Below are 18,686 nucleotides of genomic sequence, written 5' to 3'. Positions count from 1 at the left end.
GCCGAAAGCCCGATGCCGTACCCCCGTGGCTGGCACGATGCTAGACGTGACGGCAGCAGTCACTCCGAAGGGAGAACGTCGGCGGTATGCGCTGGTCAGCGCCGCTGCCGACCTGCTGTGCGAAGGCGGGTTCGACGCGGTGCGGCATCGCGCAGTGGCGCGGCGGGCCGGGCTGCCACTGGCCTCGACGACGTACTACTTTTCTTCGCTGGATGACCTGATCGCCCACGCGGTCGAATACGTCGGCGTGCTCGAGACCCAGGAGCTCCAGAACCGCGTGGCGGATCTGTCGCGGCGGCGGCGAGGTCCGGAAGCGACCGCCGACATCCTGGTCGATCTGCTCGTCGGGGACAGCCGCGAACGGGTGACCGAACACCTGATCTCCCGGTACGAGCGGCTGATCGCCTGCGCGCGCCAGCCCAACCTGCGTGACATCCAGCGCAGAATCCTCAAACACCGCACCGACGCGGTGATCGCGGTCGTCGAACGGTGTGGCCGCGCCGTGCACCCCGAGCTGCTGACCGCGCTGGTGTGCGCGGTCGACGGCGCCGTGGTGGCCGCACTCGTCGGCGACGGCGACGGGCCACGCGCCACGGCCCGGGCCACGTTGATCGACGTGATCGACGTGCTGGCTCCCTACACTTTGCCTCTGCGCTCGCGGGCGCGGTGACCGAAGATGGGTGGATCGACCAACAGGTAGGGGGAGGCGCATGGCGGAGTCGGCGACCGGTCAGGAGACCAAGCAGCCCGAGTTGAAGCGGGTGATGGGACCGGGCCTGCTTCTGCTGTTCGTGGTCGGGGACATCCTGGGCACCGGCGTGTACGCGCTCGTCGGCGACGTCGCCGCCGAAGTCGGTGGCGCAGCATGGGTTCCGTTCCTCGTCGCCTTCGGCGTCGCGACGATCACCGCGTTCAGCTATCTGGAGTTGGTGACCAAGTACCCGCAGGCCGCAGGTGCCGCGCTCTATGCGCACAAGGCATTCGGCATCCACTTCGTCACGTTCCTGGTCGCCTTCGTGGTGATGTGTTCCGGAATCACCTCGGCCTCAACGGCTTCCAGAGCTTTCGCGGCGAACTTCTTCACCGGGATCGACGTCGACGCGTCCAAGCTCGCGGTGGCCCTGCTGGCGCTGGGGTTCATGGCGGCGCTGGCCGCCATCAACTATCGGGGGGTGGGCGAGAGCGTCAAGCTCAACGTCGTCCTGACGATCGTCGAGATCACCGGCCTGGTCCTGGTGATCTTCGTCGGAATGTGGGCCTTCACGCGTGGCGGGGACATCGACTTCTCCCGCGTCGTCGCATTCGAGACGGGCGAGGAGAAGAACACCTTTCTGGCGATCACCGCGGCGACCTCACTGGCCTTCTTCGCGATGGTCGGCTTCGAGGACTCGGTCAACATGGCCGAGGAGACCAAGGACCCGGTCAAGACATTCCCCAAGATCCTGCTGTCCGGGCTCTCGATCGCCGGGGTCGTCTACATCCTCGTCTCGATCGTCGCGGTGGCGCTGGTGCCGATCGGCAAGCTGGAGGCCAGTGACACCCCGCTGGTCGAGGTCGTCAAGGCGGGCGCGCCCGCGTTGCCGATCGACTCGATCCTGCCGTTCATCACGATGTTCGCGGTCTCGAACACCGCGCTGATCAACATGCTGATGGCGAGCCGGCTGATCTACGGCATGGCCCGTCAGCATGTGCTGCCGCAGGTGCTCGGGACCGTGCATCCCACGCGCCGCTCACCGTGGGTGGCCATCGTCTTCACCACGCTGATCGCGTTCGGTCTGATCACCTACGTCAGCGCCTTCGCCAGCAGCAACGCGATCTCCGTCCTCGGCGGCACCACCAGCCTCCTGCTGCTCGCGGTGTTCGCGGTGGTCAACGTGGCGGTGCTGGTGCTCCGCCGCGACGTGCGCGAGACGGGCGGGCACTTCACGACCCCGACGATCCTGCCGGTCATCGGCTTCCTCGTCTCGCTGTATCTGGTGACGCCGCTGTCCGGTCGCCCCGCTCAGCAGTACCTCGTGGCCGGCGCGCTGGTCGCGCTCGGGGTGGTGCTGTTCTTCATCACCCAGCTGATCAACCGCCAGCTCGGTATCCGCGACGCCCACATCACCGATCCGACGCACCTGGGCGCCGGGCCGGACGACTGAGTCAGACTCCGGCGAGCGACGTCCGGCGCGCAGCGGCCCGGTCGAGCAGATCCTGATCGTCTCGTGTCAGCGGCGGATGTGCCGACGAATACACGTCGACGACGGCACCGAAGCGTCGCATGACGGCGCCGGGGCTGATGCCGAACCAGCTCCGGCATTCCTGCTCGGGCAGGGGACGATCCGACGGCTGACTCACGACGAACGCCAGAATGCGGCGGTCATACCAGTCCAGAATCACGGCCTCACCTCAGCACTCGATGTAGTTGACCCCGACGTTCACGGCGAGGCCGCCGGTGGACGTCTCCTTGTATTTGGCGAGCATGTCGGCTCCGGTGGTGCGCATCGTCTCGATCACCTGATCGAGCGTCACGTGGTGGGACCCGTCACCGCGCAGCGCCATCCTGGCGGCGTTGATCGCCTTGCCCGCCGAGATCGCATTGCGTTCGATGCACGGGATCTGCACCAGGCCTCCGACGGGATCACAGGTGAGGCCCAGGCTGTGCTCCATCGCGATCTCCGCTGCGTTCTCCACCTGTTCCGGTGTGCCGCCGAGAATCTCGGCCAGTCCGGCCGCCGCCATCGACGCGGCGGAGCCGACCTCGCCCTGGCACCCGACCTCGGCTCCGGAGATCGAGGCGCGCTCCTTGTAGAGGGAGCCGATGGCGCCGGCGGCCAGCAGGAACCGCACCGCGGTGCCGTCGGGGTCGGTGTGGCCCGCCCCGGTGTAGTGCACCGCGTAGTGCAGCACGGCGGGCACGATGCCCGCGGCGCCGTTGGTGGGTGCGGTGACGATCCGTCCGCCGGAGGCGTTCTCCTCGTTGACGGCCAGCGCCACGAGGTTGACCCAGTCCTGGGCGAACTCGGGACGCCGGTCGGGGTCTTCGGCGCGAAGCCGGTCGTACCAGTCTTTGGCCCGACGGCGGACACGCAGCGTGCCGGGTAGATAGCCGGCACGACTGACGCCACGCTTCTCGCACTCGACCATCACGTCGCGGATGTGCAACAACCGACGCCGGATCTCGTCGGAGGGGTGGCGCTCACGCTCGACCGCCAGCATCAGGTCGCTGACGCGGTATCCGTGCCGGTGGCAGAGTTCGAGTAGTTCCTTCGCCGATCCGAACGTCAGGGAGCGCGGGTCGCGAGCGCGAGGTGCGGTGTCGAGCGTCTCGGCCTCGGTGACGACGAACCCGCCTCCGACGGAGAAATAGGTCTGGCGATGCAGTTCACGGCCGTGGTCGTCGAGCGCGGTGAGCGTCATGCCGTTGGGGTGGAACGGCAGGATCGTCAGCGGGCGCAACGTGAGGTCATGCTCGGTCAGTCGGATGGTGCGAGCACCCGCCAGGCGGATCGTGCCCGTCGCGCGCATCTCCTCGACGCGTCGCTCCATCTCGTCGGGGCAGATGTCCTCCGGCCGGTGGCCCTCGAGCCCGAGGAGGACTGCGGTGAACGTGCCGTGTCCGGCGCCGGTGGCCGCCAGCGATCCGTAGAGGTCGGCACGCACGTCGGCGACCGCGGCGACGGCTCCCATGGTCTGCAGGTCGGCGGCGAACCGTGCGGCGGCGCGCATCGGGCCGACCGTGTGCGAACTCGACGGGCCGATGCCGACCGAGAAGAGGTCGAACACGCTGATCGTCACGACCGGCTCCCTTCGTTCTGCTGATCGGCTACTGATATACCAGATGTGATGTCAACGGTAGGTCAGCCTGGTCAACGCGTCAAGGAGGCGAAATCGGCCGACTGTCCACCCTTGACCCTGCGGCCGCAGTGGCATACGGTTCACCCAAGCTGACGTGTTAGACAACACGACTGAAATGTTAGAAAGCTGGTGTGTGGTGGCGCAGCTCATCGATCCCCTCCTGCAGCCCTTCTCGCTGAAGACCATGACGCTGCGCAACCGCGTCGTGAGCACGTCCCACGAGCCCTCGTACACCGAGGACGGCATGCCCAAGCGGCGCTACCGCCTCTACCACGAGGAGAAGGCCAAGGGCGGGATCGGCCTGACCATGATGGGCGGCTCGGCGGTCGTCGCTCCCGACAGTCCGGCCGCCTTCGGCAACCTGCATCTCTACAAGGACGAGATCGTGCCCTGGCTCAGTGAGCTGGCCTATGGCGTGCACGAGAACGGTGCGGCCGTGATGTGCCAGATCACCCACCTCGGCCGCCGCACCAGCAACTACGACGGCGACTGGCTTCCCGTCATCGCGCCATCGGCGATTCGAGAACCAGCACACCGTGCCTTCCCGAAGGTCGCTGAGGAATGGGATCTCGACCGCATCGTCAAGGCGTATGCCGACGCGACGACGCGTTGCCGGGAGGCCGGCCTCGACGGCGTCGAGATCGAGGCCTACACACACCTTCTCGACTCCTTCTGGTCGCCGCTGACCAACCGGCGTGACGACGAGTACGGGATGGGCAGCCTCGAGAACCGGCTGCGCTTCCCGCTCAAAGTGATTCGGGCGGTACGGGAGGCTGCCGGCCCCGACTTCGCCGTCGGCATCCGGATGTCCCTCGACGAGGACATCGACGGCGGCCTGCAGTACAACGAGGGCGTGCAGATCGCCGAACTCCTGGTGGCCGAGGGCATCGACTTCATCAGCGTCATCAAGGGATACATGGCCAGCGACGAGGCGCTCTCCCGGGTGATCCCCCCGATGGGCACCCCGGTGGCTCCTCACCTCGAGTTCGCCGGGCAGGTCAAGGCGGCCCTGCAGATCCCCGTCATGCATGCGGCCCGCATCAACGATGTCGCGACCGCGCGCCATGCGATCCGCGACGGGTTGATCGACCTCGTCGGCATGACCCGGGCGCACATCGCCGACCCGCACATCGTCGCGAAAATCCAAGCGGGAGAGGAAGACCGCATCCGACCATGCGTCGGGGCGAGCTACTGCCTCGACGAGATCTACCAGGCCCGCGACGCCAAATGCGTGCACAACGCGTCGACCGGACGCGAGGACCGGATGCCCCACCATGTTCCGGCGGCCACAGGCGCACCGCGCAAAGCCGTCGTCATCGGTGGCGGACCGGCCGGCCTGGAAGCCGCCCGCGTTCTCGGCGAGCGGGGGCACAAGGTCGTGGTGTTCGAGGCGGCCGACGCGCCGGGCGGACAGATTCGGCTCGCCTCCTCGGCGCCCCGCCGGCGGGACCTGATCAGCATCGTCGATTGGCGGCTCGCGGAGTGCAAGCTGCTCGATGTCGACATCCGGACCAATGCCTACGCCGAGGCCGACGACGTGCTCGCCGAGGAACCCGACATCGTGGTGGTGGCGACCGGAGGTCTGCCCAACACGGGATTCCTCTCCGAGGGATCGTCACTGGTCACCGACGCATGGGACGTGCTGTGCGGGGCGGTGCGCCCGCGCGGCAGCGTGCTGTTCTACGACGACAACGGCGGCCACCCCGGCATGGACGCGGCCGAGATGGTCGCGCGCAGCGGTGTCGAGGTCGAATTCGTCACGCCCGAGCGGACATTGGCGCCCGACGTGGGCGGGGTGAACTACCCCGGTTACTTCAAGGCGTTCGCCGAGCACGACGTGCGGGTGACGCTCAACGAACGTCTGACCGGGGTGCGGCGCAGGGACGGCCGCCTCGAGGTCGATCTGTACAACGAGTACGCGCACGCCACCCGGCACCGCGTGGTGGACCAGGTCGTCGTCGAACACGGCACCCTGCCTCAGGACGAGCTGTACTTCGAGCTGGTTCCCGGTTCCTCCAACCGGGGTGAAGTCGACCAGCAGGCGCTGCTCGGATTGCGCACCCAGCACGTCGTGCGCAATCCGCAGGGGGCTTACCAACTGTTCCGGATCGGAGATGCGGTGGCCAGCCGCAACATCCACGCGGCGGTCTACGATGCCTTCCGGCTGTGCATCGCGCTCTGAAAAGCCCTATCCCTCACCGACAACAACCAGGAGTCTTCCCATGCCACAGCACGTTCGAGGAGTGATCGCCCGCGCCAAGGGCGCGCCGGTCGAGGTCGCCGAGATCACGATTCCAGATCCCGGCCCCGGCGAGGTGATCGTGCGGGTGCAGGCCTGCGGCGTCTGCCACACCGACCTGACCTACCGGGAGGGCGGCATCAACGACGAATTCCCGTTCCTGCTCGGCCATGAGGCCGCCGGTGTCGTGGAGCAGACGGGTGACGGCGTGACCTCCGTGGCCGTCGGCGATTTCGTCGTGCTCAACTGGCGCGCCGTCTGTGGCCAGTGCCGGGCGTGCAAACGTGGCCGCCCGCAGTACTGCTTCGACACCTTCAACGCCGCACAGAAGATGACGCTCGGTGACGGCACCGAGCTGACCCCCGCCCTCGGCATCGGCGCGTTCGCCGAGAAGACGCTGGTGCACGCGGGACAGTGCACCAAGGTCGACCCGGACGCCGATCCCGCCGTCGTCGGGTTGCTCGGATGCGGCGTGATGGCCGGGCTGGGTGCGGCGGTCAACACCGGCAACGTCTCGCGCGGCGACTCGGTGGCCGTCATCGGCTGTGGCGGTGTGGGAGACGCGGCGATCATGGGGGCCAGACTGGCCGGTGCCGGCACGATCATCGCGATCGACCGCGACGCCCGCAAGCTCGAATGGGCGCGCGAACTGGGCGCCACGCACACCGTCGACGCCTCCGCGGGCGATACCGTGGCGGCCGTGCAGGAACTCACCGGGGGCTTCGGTGCCGACGTCGTCATCGACGCGGTCGGCCGCCCCGAGACCTGGCGCCAGGCGTTCTACGCCCGCGACCTCGCGGGCACCGTGGTGCTGGTCGGTGTCCCGACGCCCGACATGACACTGGAGATGCCGCTGATCGACTTCTTCTCCCGCGGTGGGGCATTGAAGTCCTCGTGGTACGGCGACTGCCTGCCCGAACGCGACTTCCCCACGCTGGTGGATCTCTACCAGCAGGGCCGGCTGCCGCTGGACCGCTTCGTCTCCGAACGGATCAAGCTCGACGAGGTCGAGGACGCCTTCGACACCATGCACAAGGGTGAGGTGCTGCGCTCGGTGGTCGTGCTGTGAGCGGCGATCTGCGCATCGACCGCGTCGTCACCTCGGGGACGTTCAGCCTCGACGGGGGGACCTGGGACGTCGACAACAACGTATGGGTGGTCGGTGACGACGACGAGGTCGTCGTCGTCGACGCCGCACACACCGCACCGCAGATCATCGATGCCGTCGGCGGGCGCACCGTCGTCGCGGTGATCGTCACCCACGGGCACGACGATCACGTGACGGTCGCGCCCGAGTTGGGTGCCGAACTCGACGCACCGATCATGCTGCACCCCGGCGACGATGTGCTGTGGAAGATGTCGCACCCCGAAACGACCTACACCGAACTCGCGGCAGATCAGCGAATCCCACTGGCCGGCACAGATATTCGAGTGATCCACACACCCGGACACTCGCCCGGATCGGTGTCGCTGTACCTAGCCGAGGCCGGTGTGCTGTTCTCGGGTGACACGCTCTTCCAGGGTGGACCGGGTGCGACGGGTCGCTCCTACAGCGACTTCGGGACCATCATCGACTCGATCCGCGACTCGCTGCTGACCCTGCCCGAGGACACCCGGGTGCACACCGGCCACGGCGACCACACCACCATCGGCGCGGAGGCCCCCCACCTCGCCGAATGGATCGCGCGCGGGCACTGACGGGATGGGCGCAGGCCTCGGGGACGCCGATGGTGACATCGACGAGCGCGACGTCGTCGTCACTGGCGAAAAGACCTACGCGGCGGGGATTCCCGCCGTACTGGTGTCGCTGCGGCGCGGCGTCGAGCAGATGGGCGCGGCGCGTACCGTACGCACCCTGGCGGCGCTGAACCAACGCAACGGTTTCGACTGCCCCGGATGTGCGTGGCCGGAGACCCCGGGACACCGTAAGCACGCCGAGTTCTGCGAGAACGGTGCGAAAGCCGTCGCCGAAGAGGCCACCAAGCGGCGGGTCGGGCCGGATTTCTTCGCCGCCCACCCGGTCGCCGAGCTGGCCGAGCGCACCGACTACTGGCTCGGTAGGCAGGGTCGCCTCACGCACCCGATGGTGTTGCGGCCCGGCGCCACCCACTACGAGCCGATCGGGTGGGACGCCGCGCTGGATCTGATCGCCGACGCGCTGCATGCCCTGGACTCGCCCGACGAGGCGGCCTTCTACACCTCGGGACGCACCTCGAACGAGGCGGCCTTCGTGTACCAGTTGATGATCCGCAGCTTCGGGACCAACAACATGCCGGACTGCTCGAACCTGTGCCACGAATCGTCGGGGACCGCGCTGCAGGAGAGCATCGGCATCGGCAAGGGTTCGGTGTCCGTCCCGGACCTCGAGAACGCCGAGCTGATCCTGATCGCCGGCCAGAACCCGGGCACCAACCACCCGCGCATGCTCTCGGTGTTGGAGAAGGCAAAAGCCAACGGCGCGAGGGTGATCGCGATCAACCCGCTGCCCGAGGCCGGGCTGCTGCGGTTCAAGGACCCGCAGAAGGTGCACGGCGTCATCGGTGACGGTGTCGTGATCGCCGACGACTTCCTGCAGATCCGCCTCGGCGGTGACCAGGCGCTGTTCCAGGGGCTGGCCAAACTGCTGCTCGAGGCGGAGGATCGGCACCCCGGTTCGGTGCTCGACGCGGACTTCATTGCCGAGCACTGCGCCGGCTTCGAGGCGTGGGCAGAGCACATCCGCGCGGTCGATCTCGACACCGTGGTCATCGCGACCGGCCTGACGCGCCGCCAACTCGACGACACCGCGGCGGCACTGATCGCCTCGAGCAGGACCATCATCTGCTGGGCGATGGGTCTGACGCAGCAGACCCACGGGGTGGCCACCATCTCCGACGCCACCAATCTCCTTCTGATGCAAGGCATGCTGGGCAAGCCGGGCGCAGGGGTGTGTCCCGTGCGTGGCCATTCCAACGTCCAGGGCGACCGGACGATGGGAATCTGGGAGAAGGCCCCCGAGAGCTTCTTGGCTGCACTGGACGCCGAGTTCGGCATCACCAGTCCGCGGCGGCACGGATACGACGCGGTCGACACGATCCGCGCGATGCGCGACGGCCGGGTATCGGTGTTCATGGCGATGGGCGGCAACTTCGTGGCCGCCACCCCCGACACCGCGGTCACCGAGGCCGCGCTGCGCCGCTGCTCGTTGACCGTGCAGGTGTCGACGAAACTGAACCGCTCGCATCTGGTCGGCGGGCGGACCGCGCTGATCCTGCCGTCACTCGGACGGACCGACAGGGATCGCACCGGTGGACGCAAACAAGTTGTCAGCGTCGAGGATTCGATGTCGGTAGTGCACCTGTCGCGCGGTGGACTCCAGCCGGCAAGCGAGCACCTGCGCAGTGAGGTGGCGATCGTGTGCGCGCTGGCGTCCGCGCTCTTCGGTGCCGACCATCACGTGCCGTGGGCGGACTTCGCCGCGGACTACGACCGAATCCGCGACGCCATCGCGCGCGTGGTCCCGGGGTTCGCCGACTTCAACCGCCGGGTCCGCCAGCCCGACGGGTTCGTCCTGCCGCACCCGCCGCGCGACGAACGCCGGTTCGCCACCGCAAGCGGCAAGGCCAACTTCGTGGTCAACGACCTGCACTGGCTGCCGGTGCCGGAGGGCAGGCTGATCCTGCAGACGATGCGCAGCCACGACCAGTACAACACCACGATCTACGGCCTCGACGACCGCTACCGGGGTGTCAAAGGCGGCCGACGGGTGATCTTCTGCCATCCCGACGACATCCGCGACGCCGGATTCGTCGCGGGCGACCATGTGGACCTGGTCTCCGAATGGCCCTTGCCCGACGGAGGTGTGGAAGAGCGGCGCGCCGACGATTTTCGGTTGGTGCCCTACCCGACGCCCCGGGGCAATGCGGCGGCCTACTATCCCGAGACCAACCCGTTGGTACCGCTGGATCACGTGGCGAGACGGTCGAACACCCCGGTCTCCAAAGCGATCACGGTCAGGCTTCTGCAACGGTCCTGACCGTCAGAACATCGTGCGGATGCCCTCTTCGAATTCCCGCACGTGCGCCTCGGCGAGCTTGCGGGCGCGGGTGGCGTTGCGCTCCAAGATCGCGGTGAGCACCTCGGTCTGACCGTGGACATGGTGGTCGAGGTCGGGCAGCCGCTCCTTGGCCAGATTCCACATGCGCAGCGACAGATCGAGGTTCTGGCTGAGGGTGTCCAGAAGATAAGGGTTGTGCGCCATCCGGTGGATCGCGCGGTGGGTGAGCACGTCGAGTTCGAGCAACTTCTCGTGATCGGTGCAGGCGTCGATGTCCTCGAGCAGCGTCTGGAGTTCCTGACGTTCTTCGTAACGGGCCTCGCGGGCGGCGCGTTCGGCGGCCAGGCCCTCCAGGCGTTCCCGAATGTCGCAGATCGCCTCGAGATCGGCGAGATCCAGATCAGCGGCGTAACTGCCGCTGCGCGGATAGATCACGACCAGTTTGCGATGGGCCAGCCGCTTGATCGCCTCGCGCACCGGGGTGCGTCCGACGCCGAGCTCGGCGGCCAGCTGCTCTTCCTCGATCGGTGCGCCGGGAGCGATCTGCAGGGACACGATCTTGTCGCGGATCGCGTCGTAGGCCTGATCGGACAGCAGGGGGCTGGGCACGTGGCCTCCTCGTACATCACGCGCTGCGTCTGAGATGTCAGACTCGCCGAGGGTACCGCACGCTCTGGTGCCGAGATCGACGCACTGGCGCGTTCCACTCGCTCTTTTTCGCCCGAGTGTTGGTTTGGGCGGGCGAGGGGGCTACCGGGCGATGGTCACCAGTCGATGCCGAACTCCTCGGCGGCATCGATCAGCCAGTCGGCGAGGTAGCGCGCGAACGACGCCCGGACGATGACGCGGTAGTCCGTACCGTCGTCGCTCATCGGCACCAGGATGACGCCGGCCTGACCCAGCACCGTCTGCGCGGCACTACCCGTCCTGAGTTCATGCAGGTCCAGTGCGCACCCTTTGGCGAGGACGTCGCGGGCATGCGCACCGCGCAACCGCACCGACGTGCGTTGGGCCGAGACGTCGACCGCCGCACCGCCGTGCGCGGTGATGCTGCTGCGCAGCGCGCTCTCCAGATCCTCTCCGCTGCGCGTGGCGGATACGACGAGCCATTCCTGCGGGCCGAGCCAGATCACGGAGGAGTCCGCGCCGCCGGTCAGCGTCGACGGCGCCGTGGGAAGTGCGTCGACGCCGAGGATCTCGGCGGCGGCGGCAGCGCCCGGGCCGGCCGGATCGACCCACAGGTCGACCATCGCGAAGAACGGTTCGTCGCTCAGCGCGGCCGAGGCCGGCGTCGCCGCGAGCCGTGCTTCGTAGGCGTGCAGCGGACTGCGGCGGGTCAGGGTGTCAGCCATCGCGGCGAGCTCCTTCGGGATCGACGAACACAGAGCCGGTGACCTCCACGGGGACGAGGGCGCCGTCCACCGGCACGTGCAGGGTTTCTCCGATACGGGCGTGGCCGCCCTTGATCAGAGCCAGCGCGAACGGCCGCCCCAGCTCGGCACTGCGATAGCTTGACGTGACGTGCCCGAGCATCGGCACCGGCGGCGGGGGCAACTGGCCGTCCTCGGCGAACTCGATGATCTGCGATCCTTCGGGGAGCACCGTGTCGGCGTCGGTCGGCAGCAACCCGACGAACTGCTTGCGCAACGGGTTCAGGTTCTCCCGCCGGGTGAACGACCGCTTACCGACGAAATCGGGTTTCTTCTTCGACACCGCCCACCCCATGCCCAGATCCTGCGGGGTGATCGTGCCGTCGGTGTCCTGCCCGATGATCGGATACCCCTTCTCGGCGCGCAGTACGTGCATGGTCTCCGTGCCGTAGGCAGTGATGCCGTACCGTTCGCCGGCGGCGATCAACTTCTCCCACAAAGCCGTTGCGTACCAGCCCATCACGTTCACCTCGTAGGCCAGCTCACCGGAGAAGCTGACCCGAGCCACCCGGACGTGCACGCCGTCGATCGTGGTGTCCCGCCAGGCCATGAATCCGAACGCGTCGTTGCTGACGTCGAGATCGCCGAACACCGCGCCGACCACGTCCCGGGATCTCGGACCCACGACGGGGAAGGTGTGCCACTGTTCGGTGACCGAGGTCAACCGGACCCGCAGGTGCGGCCATTCGGTCTGCAGCCACTCCTCCATCCAGTCGAGGATGCGTGCCGCGCCACCGGTGGTGGTGAACGCCATGTACCGGTCCTCGGCCAGGCGCATCACCGCGCCGTCGTCGATCACCATGCCGTCCACACCGCACATCACGCCGTAGCGCACCATGCCGACCTTCAGCGTGCTCATCACGTTGGTGTAGAGGAGATCGAGGAATTCGCCGGCATCGGGGCCCTGGACGTCGATCTTGCCGAGCGTGGACCCGTCGAGGATCCCGACTCCCGTTCGCACGGCGGCACATTCGCGCAGCACCGCGGACTCCATGCTCTCGCCGGCCCGGGGATAGTAGCGGGGTCGCTTCCACATGCCGACGTCCTCGAACACCGCACCGTGCTCGACGTGCCAGTCGTGCACCGCCGTCACCCGCTCTGGGTCGTAGAGGCTGCCGCGGTCCCGCCCGGCCAGCGCGGCGAACGCCACCGGCGTGTACGGCGGCCGGAACGTCGTGACGCCCAGGTCCGCCACCGGGGTTCCGAGCAGTGCCGAGACGATGCCCGACGCCACGACACCGGAGGTCTTGCCTTGGTCGTGTGCGGTCCCGATCGTCGTGTAGCGCTTGATGTGCTCCATGGAACGCATCCCTGCGCCCACCGCGCGGACCAGATCGGCCACCGTGGCGTCGCGTTGGACGTCGACGAACTGGCGCGTCGCCGACGCCGGATCGGGCACGTACCACAGCACGGCACCGGTGGCCTGCGGCGTGACGGTGTCCGACTCTCCCGCAAGGGTTTCGGCCGGCGCGGTCAGGCCGAGCGCGCTGACCGCCGCGGCGGCGGCCTCCCGGCCGCTGCGCAGGCACCCGGGTAGGTCGAACACCCCGTCGGCCGCGCCGGCGACGCTGATCGCCTCGAGGCGCTCGCCGGGCACGAACGCGCCCAGCGTGTCGTCGTAGCGCAGCGTGCCGCGCGCCTGACTGAACAGGTGCACCGCCGGATTCCAGCCGCCGCTGACGAGCAGGACGTCGCACGCAATGACCGTGGACTCGGCATCATCGCCGGGTCGGGCGACGATCGCGTGGCTCACCTGGGATTCGCCGCGCGTGCCGGAAACGACCGCGCCGGTGTGGATCGCGATGTCCTTGGCCGCGCACTCGTCGCGCAGCGCCGCGCTGACGTCGCGGCGCGCATCGACGATCGCGGCGATGGCGACGCCGGCATCGTGCAGATCGAACGCTGCCTGGTAGGCACTGTCGTTGGTGGTGAACACGACCGCCTGCTCGCCGACCAACACGGCGAACCGGTGCAGGAAGGTCCGCGCGGCCGCGGCGAGCATGATGCCGGGCCGGTCGTTGTCGGTGAACACCACGGGCCGCTCGTGCGCGCCGGCGGCGACGACGACGTGGCGTGCACGGATCCGCCACACCCGCTGCCTGCTGACCGCCGCAGGCGCCTCGGCGCCCAGGTGATCGGTGCGCCGTTGCAGCGCGAGGACGAAACCGTCGTCGTAGTGCCCGAACGCGGTGGTGCGTTGCAGGTGAACGACATTGGGGTGGCCGGCGAGTTCGGCGACGGCATCGGTGACCCAGTCCAGCGCAGGCCGGCCCGCGATCACATCGGTCGATCCGAGCAGTGCACCGCCGGCCTCGCTCTGCTCGTCGATCAGCACGACCCGCGCTCCGGCCCGGGCCGCAGTCAGTGCGGCGGCCAACCCTGCCGGCCCCGCGCCGACGACGAGGACATCGGTGTGCACGTGCGTGCTGTCGTACTTGGCGGTGTCGGGGATCTCGGCGAGCCGGCCCTGACCCGGAAGTCCGCGCGCCACAAGGCCGTCGAACAGCTCGACGGTGGTGGCCAGCAACATCGGTTCGGGAAACGGGTGCTCGATCTGGACCAGACCGCCGGTGTCCTCGGCCCACGCGGCGGTGAAGCCACGCGGGCGACCGAGCTTGATGCTGGTGGCCACCTGGTGCACGCCATGAGCGAGCAGTGCCGAGGCGAGGGTGTCACCGGGGTGCCCGGTGAACTCGCGGTCGTTGAACGTGAAGGAAAGCGTGGTGTCCCGGGCTATCCGGCCACCCGTGCTGGTGCGGTGAGTCATCAGATCGTCGGCTTCGGCTCGTCCAGACGGTAGGTCCGCTGGAATCGGTAGGTGGCGGTGTCGCGTACGGCGTTGAACCAGCGGCGGCAGCCGTGGCTGTGGGCCCATCGCTCGGCGAACAGTCCCTTGGGGTTGTCCCGGAAGAACACGAAGTGCGCCCACTGTTCATCGGACAGCGCCTGCGGGTCCTCGGGGTAGGCGATGTGGGCTTGGCCCCCGTAGTGGAACTCCGTCTCCTCGCGGGGCCCGCACCACGGGCATTCGATGAGCTGCATGTGAACGCTCCTTCGTATCAGTGCGCGACGCCCGCGGCGCCGTGCTCGTCGACCAGCGCACCGGTGATGAACCGGTCGAGGCTGAACGGTGCGATGAATTCGTGGGGGCGGCCGGTGGCCAGGGTGTCGGCCAGGCACCACCCGGTCCCGGGGGTGGCCTTGAAACCGCCTGTGCCCCAACCGGCGTTGAGGTACAGGTTCTCGTAGGGGGTGTGGCCGACGATCGGGGAGGCGTCGGGGCAGACGTCCACGATGCCCGCCCAGGTGCGCAACAGGTGGGCGCGGGCGAAGACGGGGAACAACTCGACCGCGGCGGCCATCTGGCGCTCGATGACGTGGAACGCGCCGCGCTGGCCGTAGCCGTTGTAGGAGTCGATGCCCGCACCCATCACGAGTTCGCCCTTGTGCGCCTGTGAGACGTAGACATGGACCGCGTTCGACATCACGATCGTCGGATGCACCGGCTCCAGCAATTCGGAGACCAGCGCCTGCAGGGGATGGCTCTGCAGCGGGGTGCGGATGCCGAGCATGTCGGTCAGCGTCGAGGTGTGACCGGCCGCGCAGAGCGCGACGCGGCCCGCGCCGATGGTGCCCTGGGTGGTGCGCACCGCGGTCACCCGGTCGCCGTCGGTGTCGAAGCCGATGACCTCACAGTTCTGGATGATGTCGATACCGGCCTGATCGGCGCGCCGGGCGAAACCCCACGCGACGTAGTCGTGCTTGGCGATGCCGGCCCGCGGTTGGTAGGTGGCCCCGAGCACCGGATAGCGAATCTCGTTGGAGATGTTGACGATCGGACACAGTTTCTTGACCTCGTCGGGGTCCACCCACTGGGCGTCGATGCCGTTGAGTTTGTTGGCCTCGACGCGCCGCACGCTGTCGCGCACGTCCTGCAGGCTGTGGGCGAGGTTGAGCACCCCGCGCTGGCTGAACAGGATCGGATAGTCCAAATCCTCTTCGAGAGTCTCCCAGAGCTTCAAGGCGTGCTCGTAGATGCGGGCACTTTCATCCCACAGATAGTTCGAGCGGATCAGCGTCGTGTTGCGGGCCATGTTCCCGCCGGCCAGCCAGCCGCGTTCGAGCACGGCGACGTTGGTGATGCCGTGGTTCTTCGCCAGATAATGCGCGGTCGCCAAGCCGTGCCCGCCGCCGCCGACGATCACGACGTCATAGGTCTTCTTGGGTTCCGGCGTACGCCAGAGGAATTCGGGATGATCAGGCAGGTGCGCACCGGGTGGGGTAGGTGTCGCGTGTGATGTCACAGTGCGGCCTCCGTCAGTTCGGGGTACAGCGGGAAGCGTCGCGCCAAGACGTCGACGCGGGCACGCAGCGTATCGAGGTCGGCCTCGTCGGCGTCGGGGCGCAGCGCCGCGGCGATGATGTCGGCGACCTCGGCGAAGCCCTCGAGATCGAAACCGCGGGTGGCCAGCGCCGCGGTACCGATCCGCACGCCGGAGCTGATCATCGGCGGACGGGGATCGAAGGGAACGGCGTTGCGGTTCACGGTGATTCCGACCCGGTGCAGGCGGTCTTCGGCTTGCTTTCCGTCCAGCTCGGAGTCGCGCAGATCGACGAGCACCAGGTGGACGTCGGTGCCCCCGGAGACCACGTTGATGCCCGCGGCGCGCGAATCCTCCTGTAGCAGGCGGTCGGCGAGGATGGCGGCCCCAGCCAGGGTGCGCTCCTGCCGCTCGCGGAACTCCGGCGCGGCGGCCAGCTTGAACGACACGGCCTTCGCGGCGATGACGTGCTCGAGCGGGCCACCCTGCTGACCGGGAAAGACTGCCGAGTTGATCTTCTTGGCCAGCGCCTCGTCGTTGGTCAGGATGACGCCGCCGCGCGGGCCGCCGAGCGTCTTGTGCGTCGTCGACGTCACCACGTGGGCATGGGGCACCGGCGACGGATGCAGGCCGGCGGCCACCAGGCCGGCGAAGTGGGCCATGTCGACCATCAGATACGCGCCGACATCGTCGGCGATACGCCGGAACTCGGCGAAGTCGAGGTGCCGCGGATAGGCCGACCAGCCGGCGAGGATCAGCTTGGGGCGCCGCTCGTGGGCCAGGCGCTCGACCTCGGCCATGTCGACGCGGTGGTCCTGCTCGGACACCTGGTAGGCGGCGACGTCGTAGAGCTTGCCGGAGAAGTTCAACTTCATGCCGTGGGTGAGGTGGCCGCCGTGCGCGAGGGTCAACCCGAGGATGGTGTCGCCCGGCGTCAGCAGAGCGGCCATCACCGCCGCGTTCGCCTGGGCACCCGAGTGAGGTTGGACGTTGGCGAACGACGCCCCGAACAGACTCTTGAGCCGGTCGATCGCGAGTTGCTCGATGACGTCGACGTGCTCACAGCCGCCGTAGTAACGCCTGCCGGGATACCCTTCGGCGTACTTGTTCGTCAGCACGGAGCCCTGCGCGGCCATGACGGCCAGCGGCGCGAAGTTCTCGCTGGCGATCATCTCCAGCGTGCTCTGCTGGCGCACCAACTCGGCCGAAATAGCTTGGTGGACATCGTGATCGAGTTCAGCGAGGCTCTCGCCGAGAATCGGGTTGGCCCCCGCCGTGGCCGGTGCTGCAGTGTCGACAGACATGCTCGCCCTTCTGGATTGCTTGATACGTGACTAATATATCAACTGTCGGATAGATTAGGATCAGTTCGCGATCACGTCAACAGCGGATGTGCGACGAATGAGATGAGGGGCAGATGACACTTGCGGAGCTGTCGTTCGTCGATGCCGGCCCCGGCACCGAGAGCGCGGTCGACCGCGCGTACGAGGCGGTGCGGGAACGTCTGGTGATGCTCGACATCAAGCCCGGCGAACCGCTGGCCGACGACAAGCTCGGCGCGGAACTCGGGCTCGGTCGCACCCCCGTCCGCGAGGCGCTCAAAAGACTCGAGCGCGACCGGTTGGTGATCGCGTACCCCCGGCGCGGAACATTCGCGACCGCGGTCGACATGACCGACTTGGCCGACATCTCGGAGATCCGCCGCCAGTTGGAGCCCACGGCGGCAGCCCGCGCCGCCCGGGTGGCCACAGCGGACTCGCGACGGAGGTTGACCCTGCTCGCCGAGGCGATCGAGCAGATCGCCGACACCGACGATCCGCGAGAGGTGCTGCGACACGACGTGCGCGTGCATCGGGAGATCTATCGCGCGTCGCAGAACCCGCACCTGGAGTCGATCCTGGAGAGCCTGGACGCGCACGCGACCCGCATCTGGTGTCTGTTCCTCGACCGGCTGCCCGACGTCGTCACCCACGTGCGTGAACACGTCGAGCTGCTCGAAGCGATCGTCCGCGGCGACGAAGCGACGGCATCTGCACTGACGTTGTCACATGTCACGGGGTTCGAGAGGGCCATCCGCGCGTTGCTGTAACGCCCCGGAAACACTGATATATCATTGGCGCACCAGTGAAAGGATGTGTCGGTGACGGTTGTCGGTGTGGAGTCGCTGGGCGAGGTCGATCTCGGCGCGATGTCGCTGGCCGATCAGGCCTACCTGATCATCCAGGACAAGCTGATCATGTTGGACATCCGGCCCAACGAGGCCATCGTGGAAAGCGAACTTGCCGCCGGCCTGGGCCTGGGACGCACGCCGGTGCGGGAAGCCCTCAAGCGGCTCGAGGCGGACCGTCTCGTCATCTCCTTCCCGCGCCGCGGCACCTTCGCCACCGGTGTCGACGTCGCAGACCTGCGGCACATCTCGCAGATCCGGGTCAATCTCGAACCGGTGGCCGCGCGCACCGCCGCCGAGAACGCGTCACCGGCTGCTCGGGCCCACCTACTCGAACTCGCCGATCAGACAGACACTTTGGAGATCGCCAACATCGATCGCCACGAACTCATGCGGTGGGACCTGCGGGTGCACCGGGCCATCTACCGCGCGACCGGCAACCCGCACCTCGAAGACGTGCTGATCCGGTACGACAACCTGGCCACGCGCATCTTCTGCCTGTTCCTCGACCGGCTGCCGATGGTCGCCCGCCACGTCGGGGAACACACCGAATTGCTGCGCACGATCGCCGGCGGTGACGGCGATGCCGCTGCCGCCATCGCACTGGCCCACGTCACCGGATTCGAAGAAGCGGTGCGCGCGGTCGTGTAGA

The 18,686-nt window shown here is 68.0% G+C and carries 16 protein-coding genes; 8 read left to right on the top strand and 8 right to left on the bottom strand.

From position 1 onward, the window contains the following. Positions 1-37: 37 nt before the first annotated feature. Positions 38-670 carry a TetR/AcrR family transcriptional regulator gene (locus tag MHN84_RS04950; protein ID WP_241203559.1) on the top strand — a complete coding sequence of 211 codons (633 nt, stop codon included), beginning with the start codon at positions 38-40 and terminating at the stop codon, positions 668-670. Between the two features lie 40 nt (positions 671-710). Next, the gene (locus MHN84_RS04945; RefSeq protein ID WP_241203503.1) at positions 711-2,144 is read left to right on the top strand and encodes an APC family permease; all 1,434 of its coding nucleotides are present in this window, start codon (positions 711-713) and stop codon (positions 2,142-2,144) included. A gap of 1 nt (position 2,145) precedes the next feature. Here the strand turns inward: MHN84_RS04945 and MHN84_RS04940 are convergent, their stop codons facing one another. Next, positions 2,146-2,382, bottom strand: coding sequence for a hypothetical protein (locus tag MHN84_RS04940; protein WP_241203502.1), 237 nt, complete (start codon positions 2,380-2,382; stop codon positions 2,146-2,148). A 9-nt stretch (positions 2,383-2,391) separates the two neighbouring features. After that, positions 2,392-3,780, bottom strand: coding sequence for an L-serine ammonia-lyase (locus MHN84_RS04935; RefSeq protein ID WP_241203501.1), 1,389 nt, complete (start codon positions 3,778-3,780; stop codon positions 2,392-2,394). Positions 3,781-3,973: 193 nt separating this feature from the next. Between MHN84_RS04935 and MHN84_RS04930 the strand changes: the two genes are divergently transcribed. Genes MHN84_RS04930 through MHN84_RS04915 form a run of 4 tightly spaced genes read left to right on the top strand, consistent with a single transcriptional unit; the run spans position 3,974 to position 10,094 of the window. Continuing rightward, a complete protein-coding gene (locus tag MHN84_RS04930) occupies positions 3,974-6,022 on the top strand; it encodes an NADH:flavin oxidoreductase (protein WP_308192913.1) in 2,049 nt (682 codons plus the stop codon). A gap of 40 nt (positions 6,023-6,062) precedes the next feature. Then, entirely contained in the window at positions 6,063-7,148 is a 1,086-nt protein-coding gene (locus MHN84_RS04925) for an S-(hydroxymethyl)mycothiol dehydrogenase (protein WP_241203499.1), read from the top strand. Then, positions 7,145-7,777, top strand: a complete 633-nt coding sequence (locus tag MHN84_RS04920) for an MBL fold metallo-hydrolase (RefSeq protein WP_241203498.1) — start codon at positions 7,145-7,147, stop codon at positions 7,775-7,777. The genes MHN84_RS04925 and MHN84_RS04920 overlap by 4 nt, the downstream gene beginning before the upstream one ends. A gap of 4 nt (positions 7,778-7,781) precedes the next feature. Beyond that, a complete protein-coding gene (locus MHN84_RS04915; protein WP_241203497.1) occupies positions 7,782-10,094 on the top strand; it encodes an FdhF/YdeP family oxidoreductase in 2,313 nt (770 codons plus the stop codon). A gap of 3 nt (positions 10,095-10,097) precedes the next feature. On the opposite strand, the gene MHN84_RS04910 is transcribed toward MHN84_RS04915, so the two are convergent. From MHN84_RS04910 to glyA, 6 genes are all read right to left on the bottom strand, one after another. Further along, entirely contained in the window at positions 10,098-10,724 is a 627-nt protein-coding gene (locus MHN84_RS04910) for a GntR family transcriptional regulator (RefSeq protein WP_241203496.1), read from the bottom strand. Positions 10,725-10,879: 155 nt separating this feature from the next. Beyond that, on the bottom strand, positions 10,880-11,467 hold the full coding sequence (locus tag MHN84_RS04905) for a sarcosine oxidase subunit gamma (protein ID WP_241203495.1): 588 nt from the start codon (positions 11,465-11,467) through the stop codon (positions 10,880-10,882). Further along, positions 11,460-14,312, bottom strand: a complete 2,853-nt coding sequence (locus MHN84_RS04900; protein ID WP_241203494.1) for a glycine cleavage T C-terminal barrel domain-containing protein — start codon at positions 14,310-14,312, stop codon at positions 11,460-11,462. The genes MHN84_RS04905 and MHN84_RS04900 overlap by 8 nt, the downstream gene beginning before the upstream one ends. Further along, positions 14,312-14,587, bottom strand: coding sequence for a sarcosine oxidase subunit delta (locus MHN84_RS04895; protein ID WP_241203493.1), 276 nt, complete (start codon positions 14,585-14,587; stop codon positions 14,312-14,314). Before MHN84_RS04895 ends, MHN84_RS04900 begins: the two co-directional genes overlap by 1 nt. A gap of 17 nt (positions 14,588-14,604) precedes the next feature. Next, complete coding sequence (locus tag MHN84_RS04890) at positions 14,605-15,849, bottom strand: sarcosine oxidase subunit beta family protein (protein WP_241203492.1); 1,245 nt, start codon at positions 15,847-15,849, stop codon at positions 14,605-14,607. Beyond that, complete coding sequence (glyA, locus tag MHN84_RS04885) at positions 15,846-17,171, bottom strand: serine hydroxymethyltransferase (protein WP_241203491.1); 1,326 nt, start codon at positions 17,169-17,171, stop codon at positions 15,846-15,848. Before glyA ends, MHN84_RS04890 begins: the two co-directional genes overlap by 4 nt. Before the next feature lie 113 nt (positions 17,172-17,284). Here glyA and MHN84_RS04880 point away from each other — a divergent pair, with 113 nt between their 5' ends. Together MHN84_RS04880 and MHN84_RS04875 are read left to right on the top strand one after the other, a co-directional pair. Further along, entirely contained in the window at positions 17,285-17,956 is a 672-nt protein-coding gene (locus MHN84_RS04880; protein ID WP_241203490.1) for a GntR family transcriptional regulator, read from the top strand. Positions 17,957-18,055: 99 nt separating this feature from the next. Continuing rightward, positions 18,056-18,685, top strand: coding sequence for a GntR family transcriptional regulator (locus MHN84_RS04875; RefSeq protein WP_255729983.1), 630 nt, complete (start codon positions 18,056-18,058; stop codon positions 18,683-18,685). Position 18,686 lies beyond the last annotated feature (1 nt).

Origin of the sequence: Mycobacterium sp. PSTR-4-N (assembly GCF_022348085.1) — a bacterium.
In the GTDB taxonomy this organism is placed as follows: Bacteria; Actinomycetota; Actinomycetes; order Mycobacteriales; family Mycobacteriaceae; genus Mycobacterium.
Note: the sequence above shows the minus strand (reverse complement) of the source record. Positions and strands in the feature narration are given on the sequence as shown.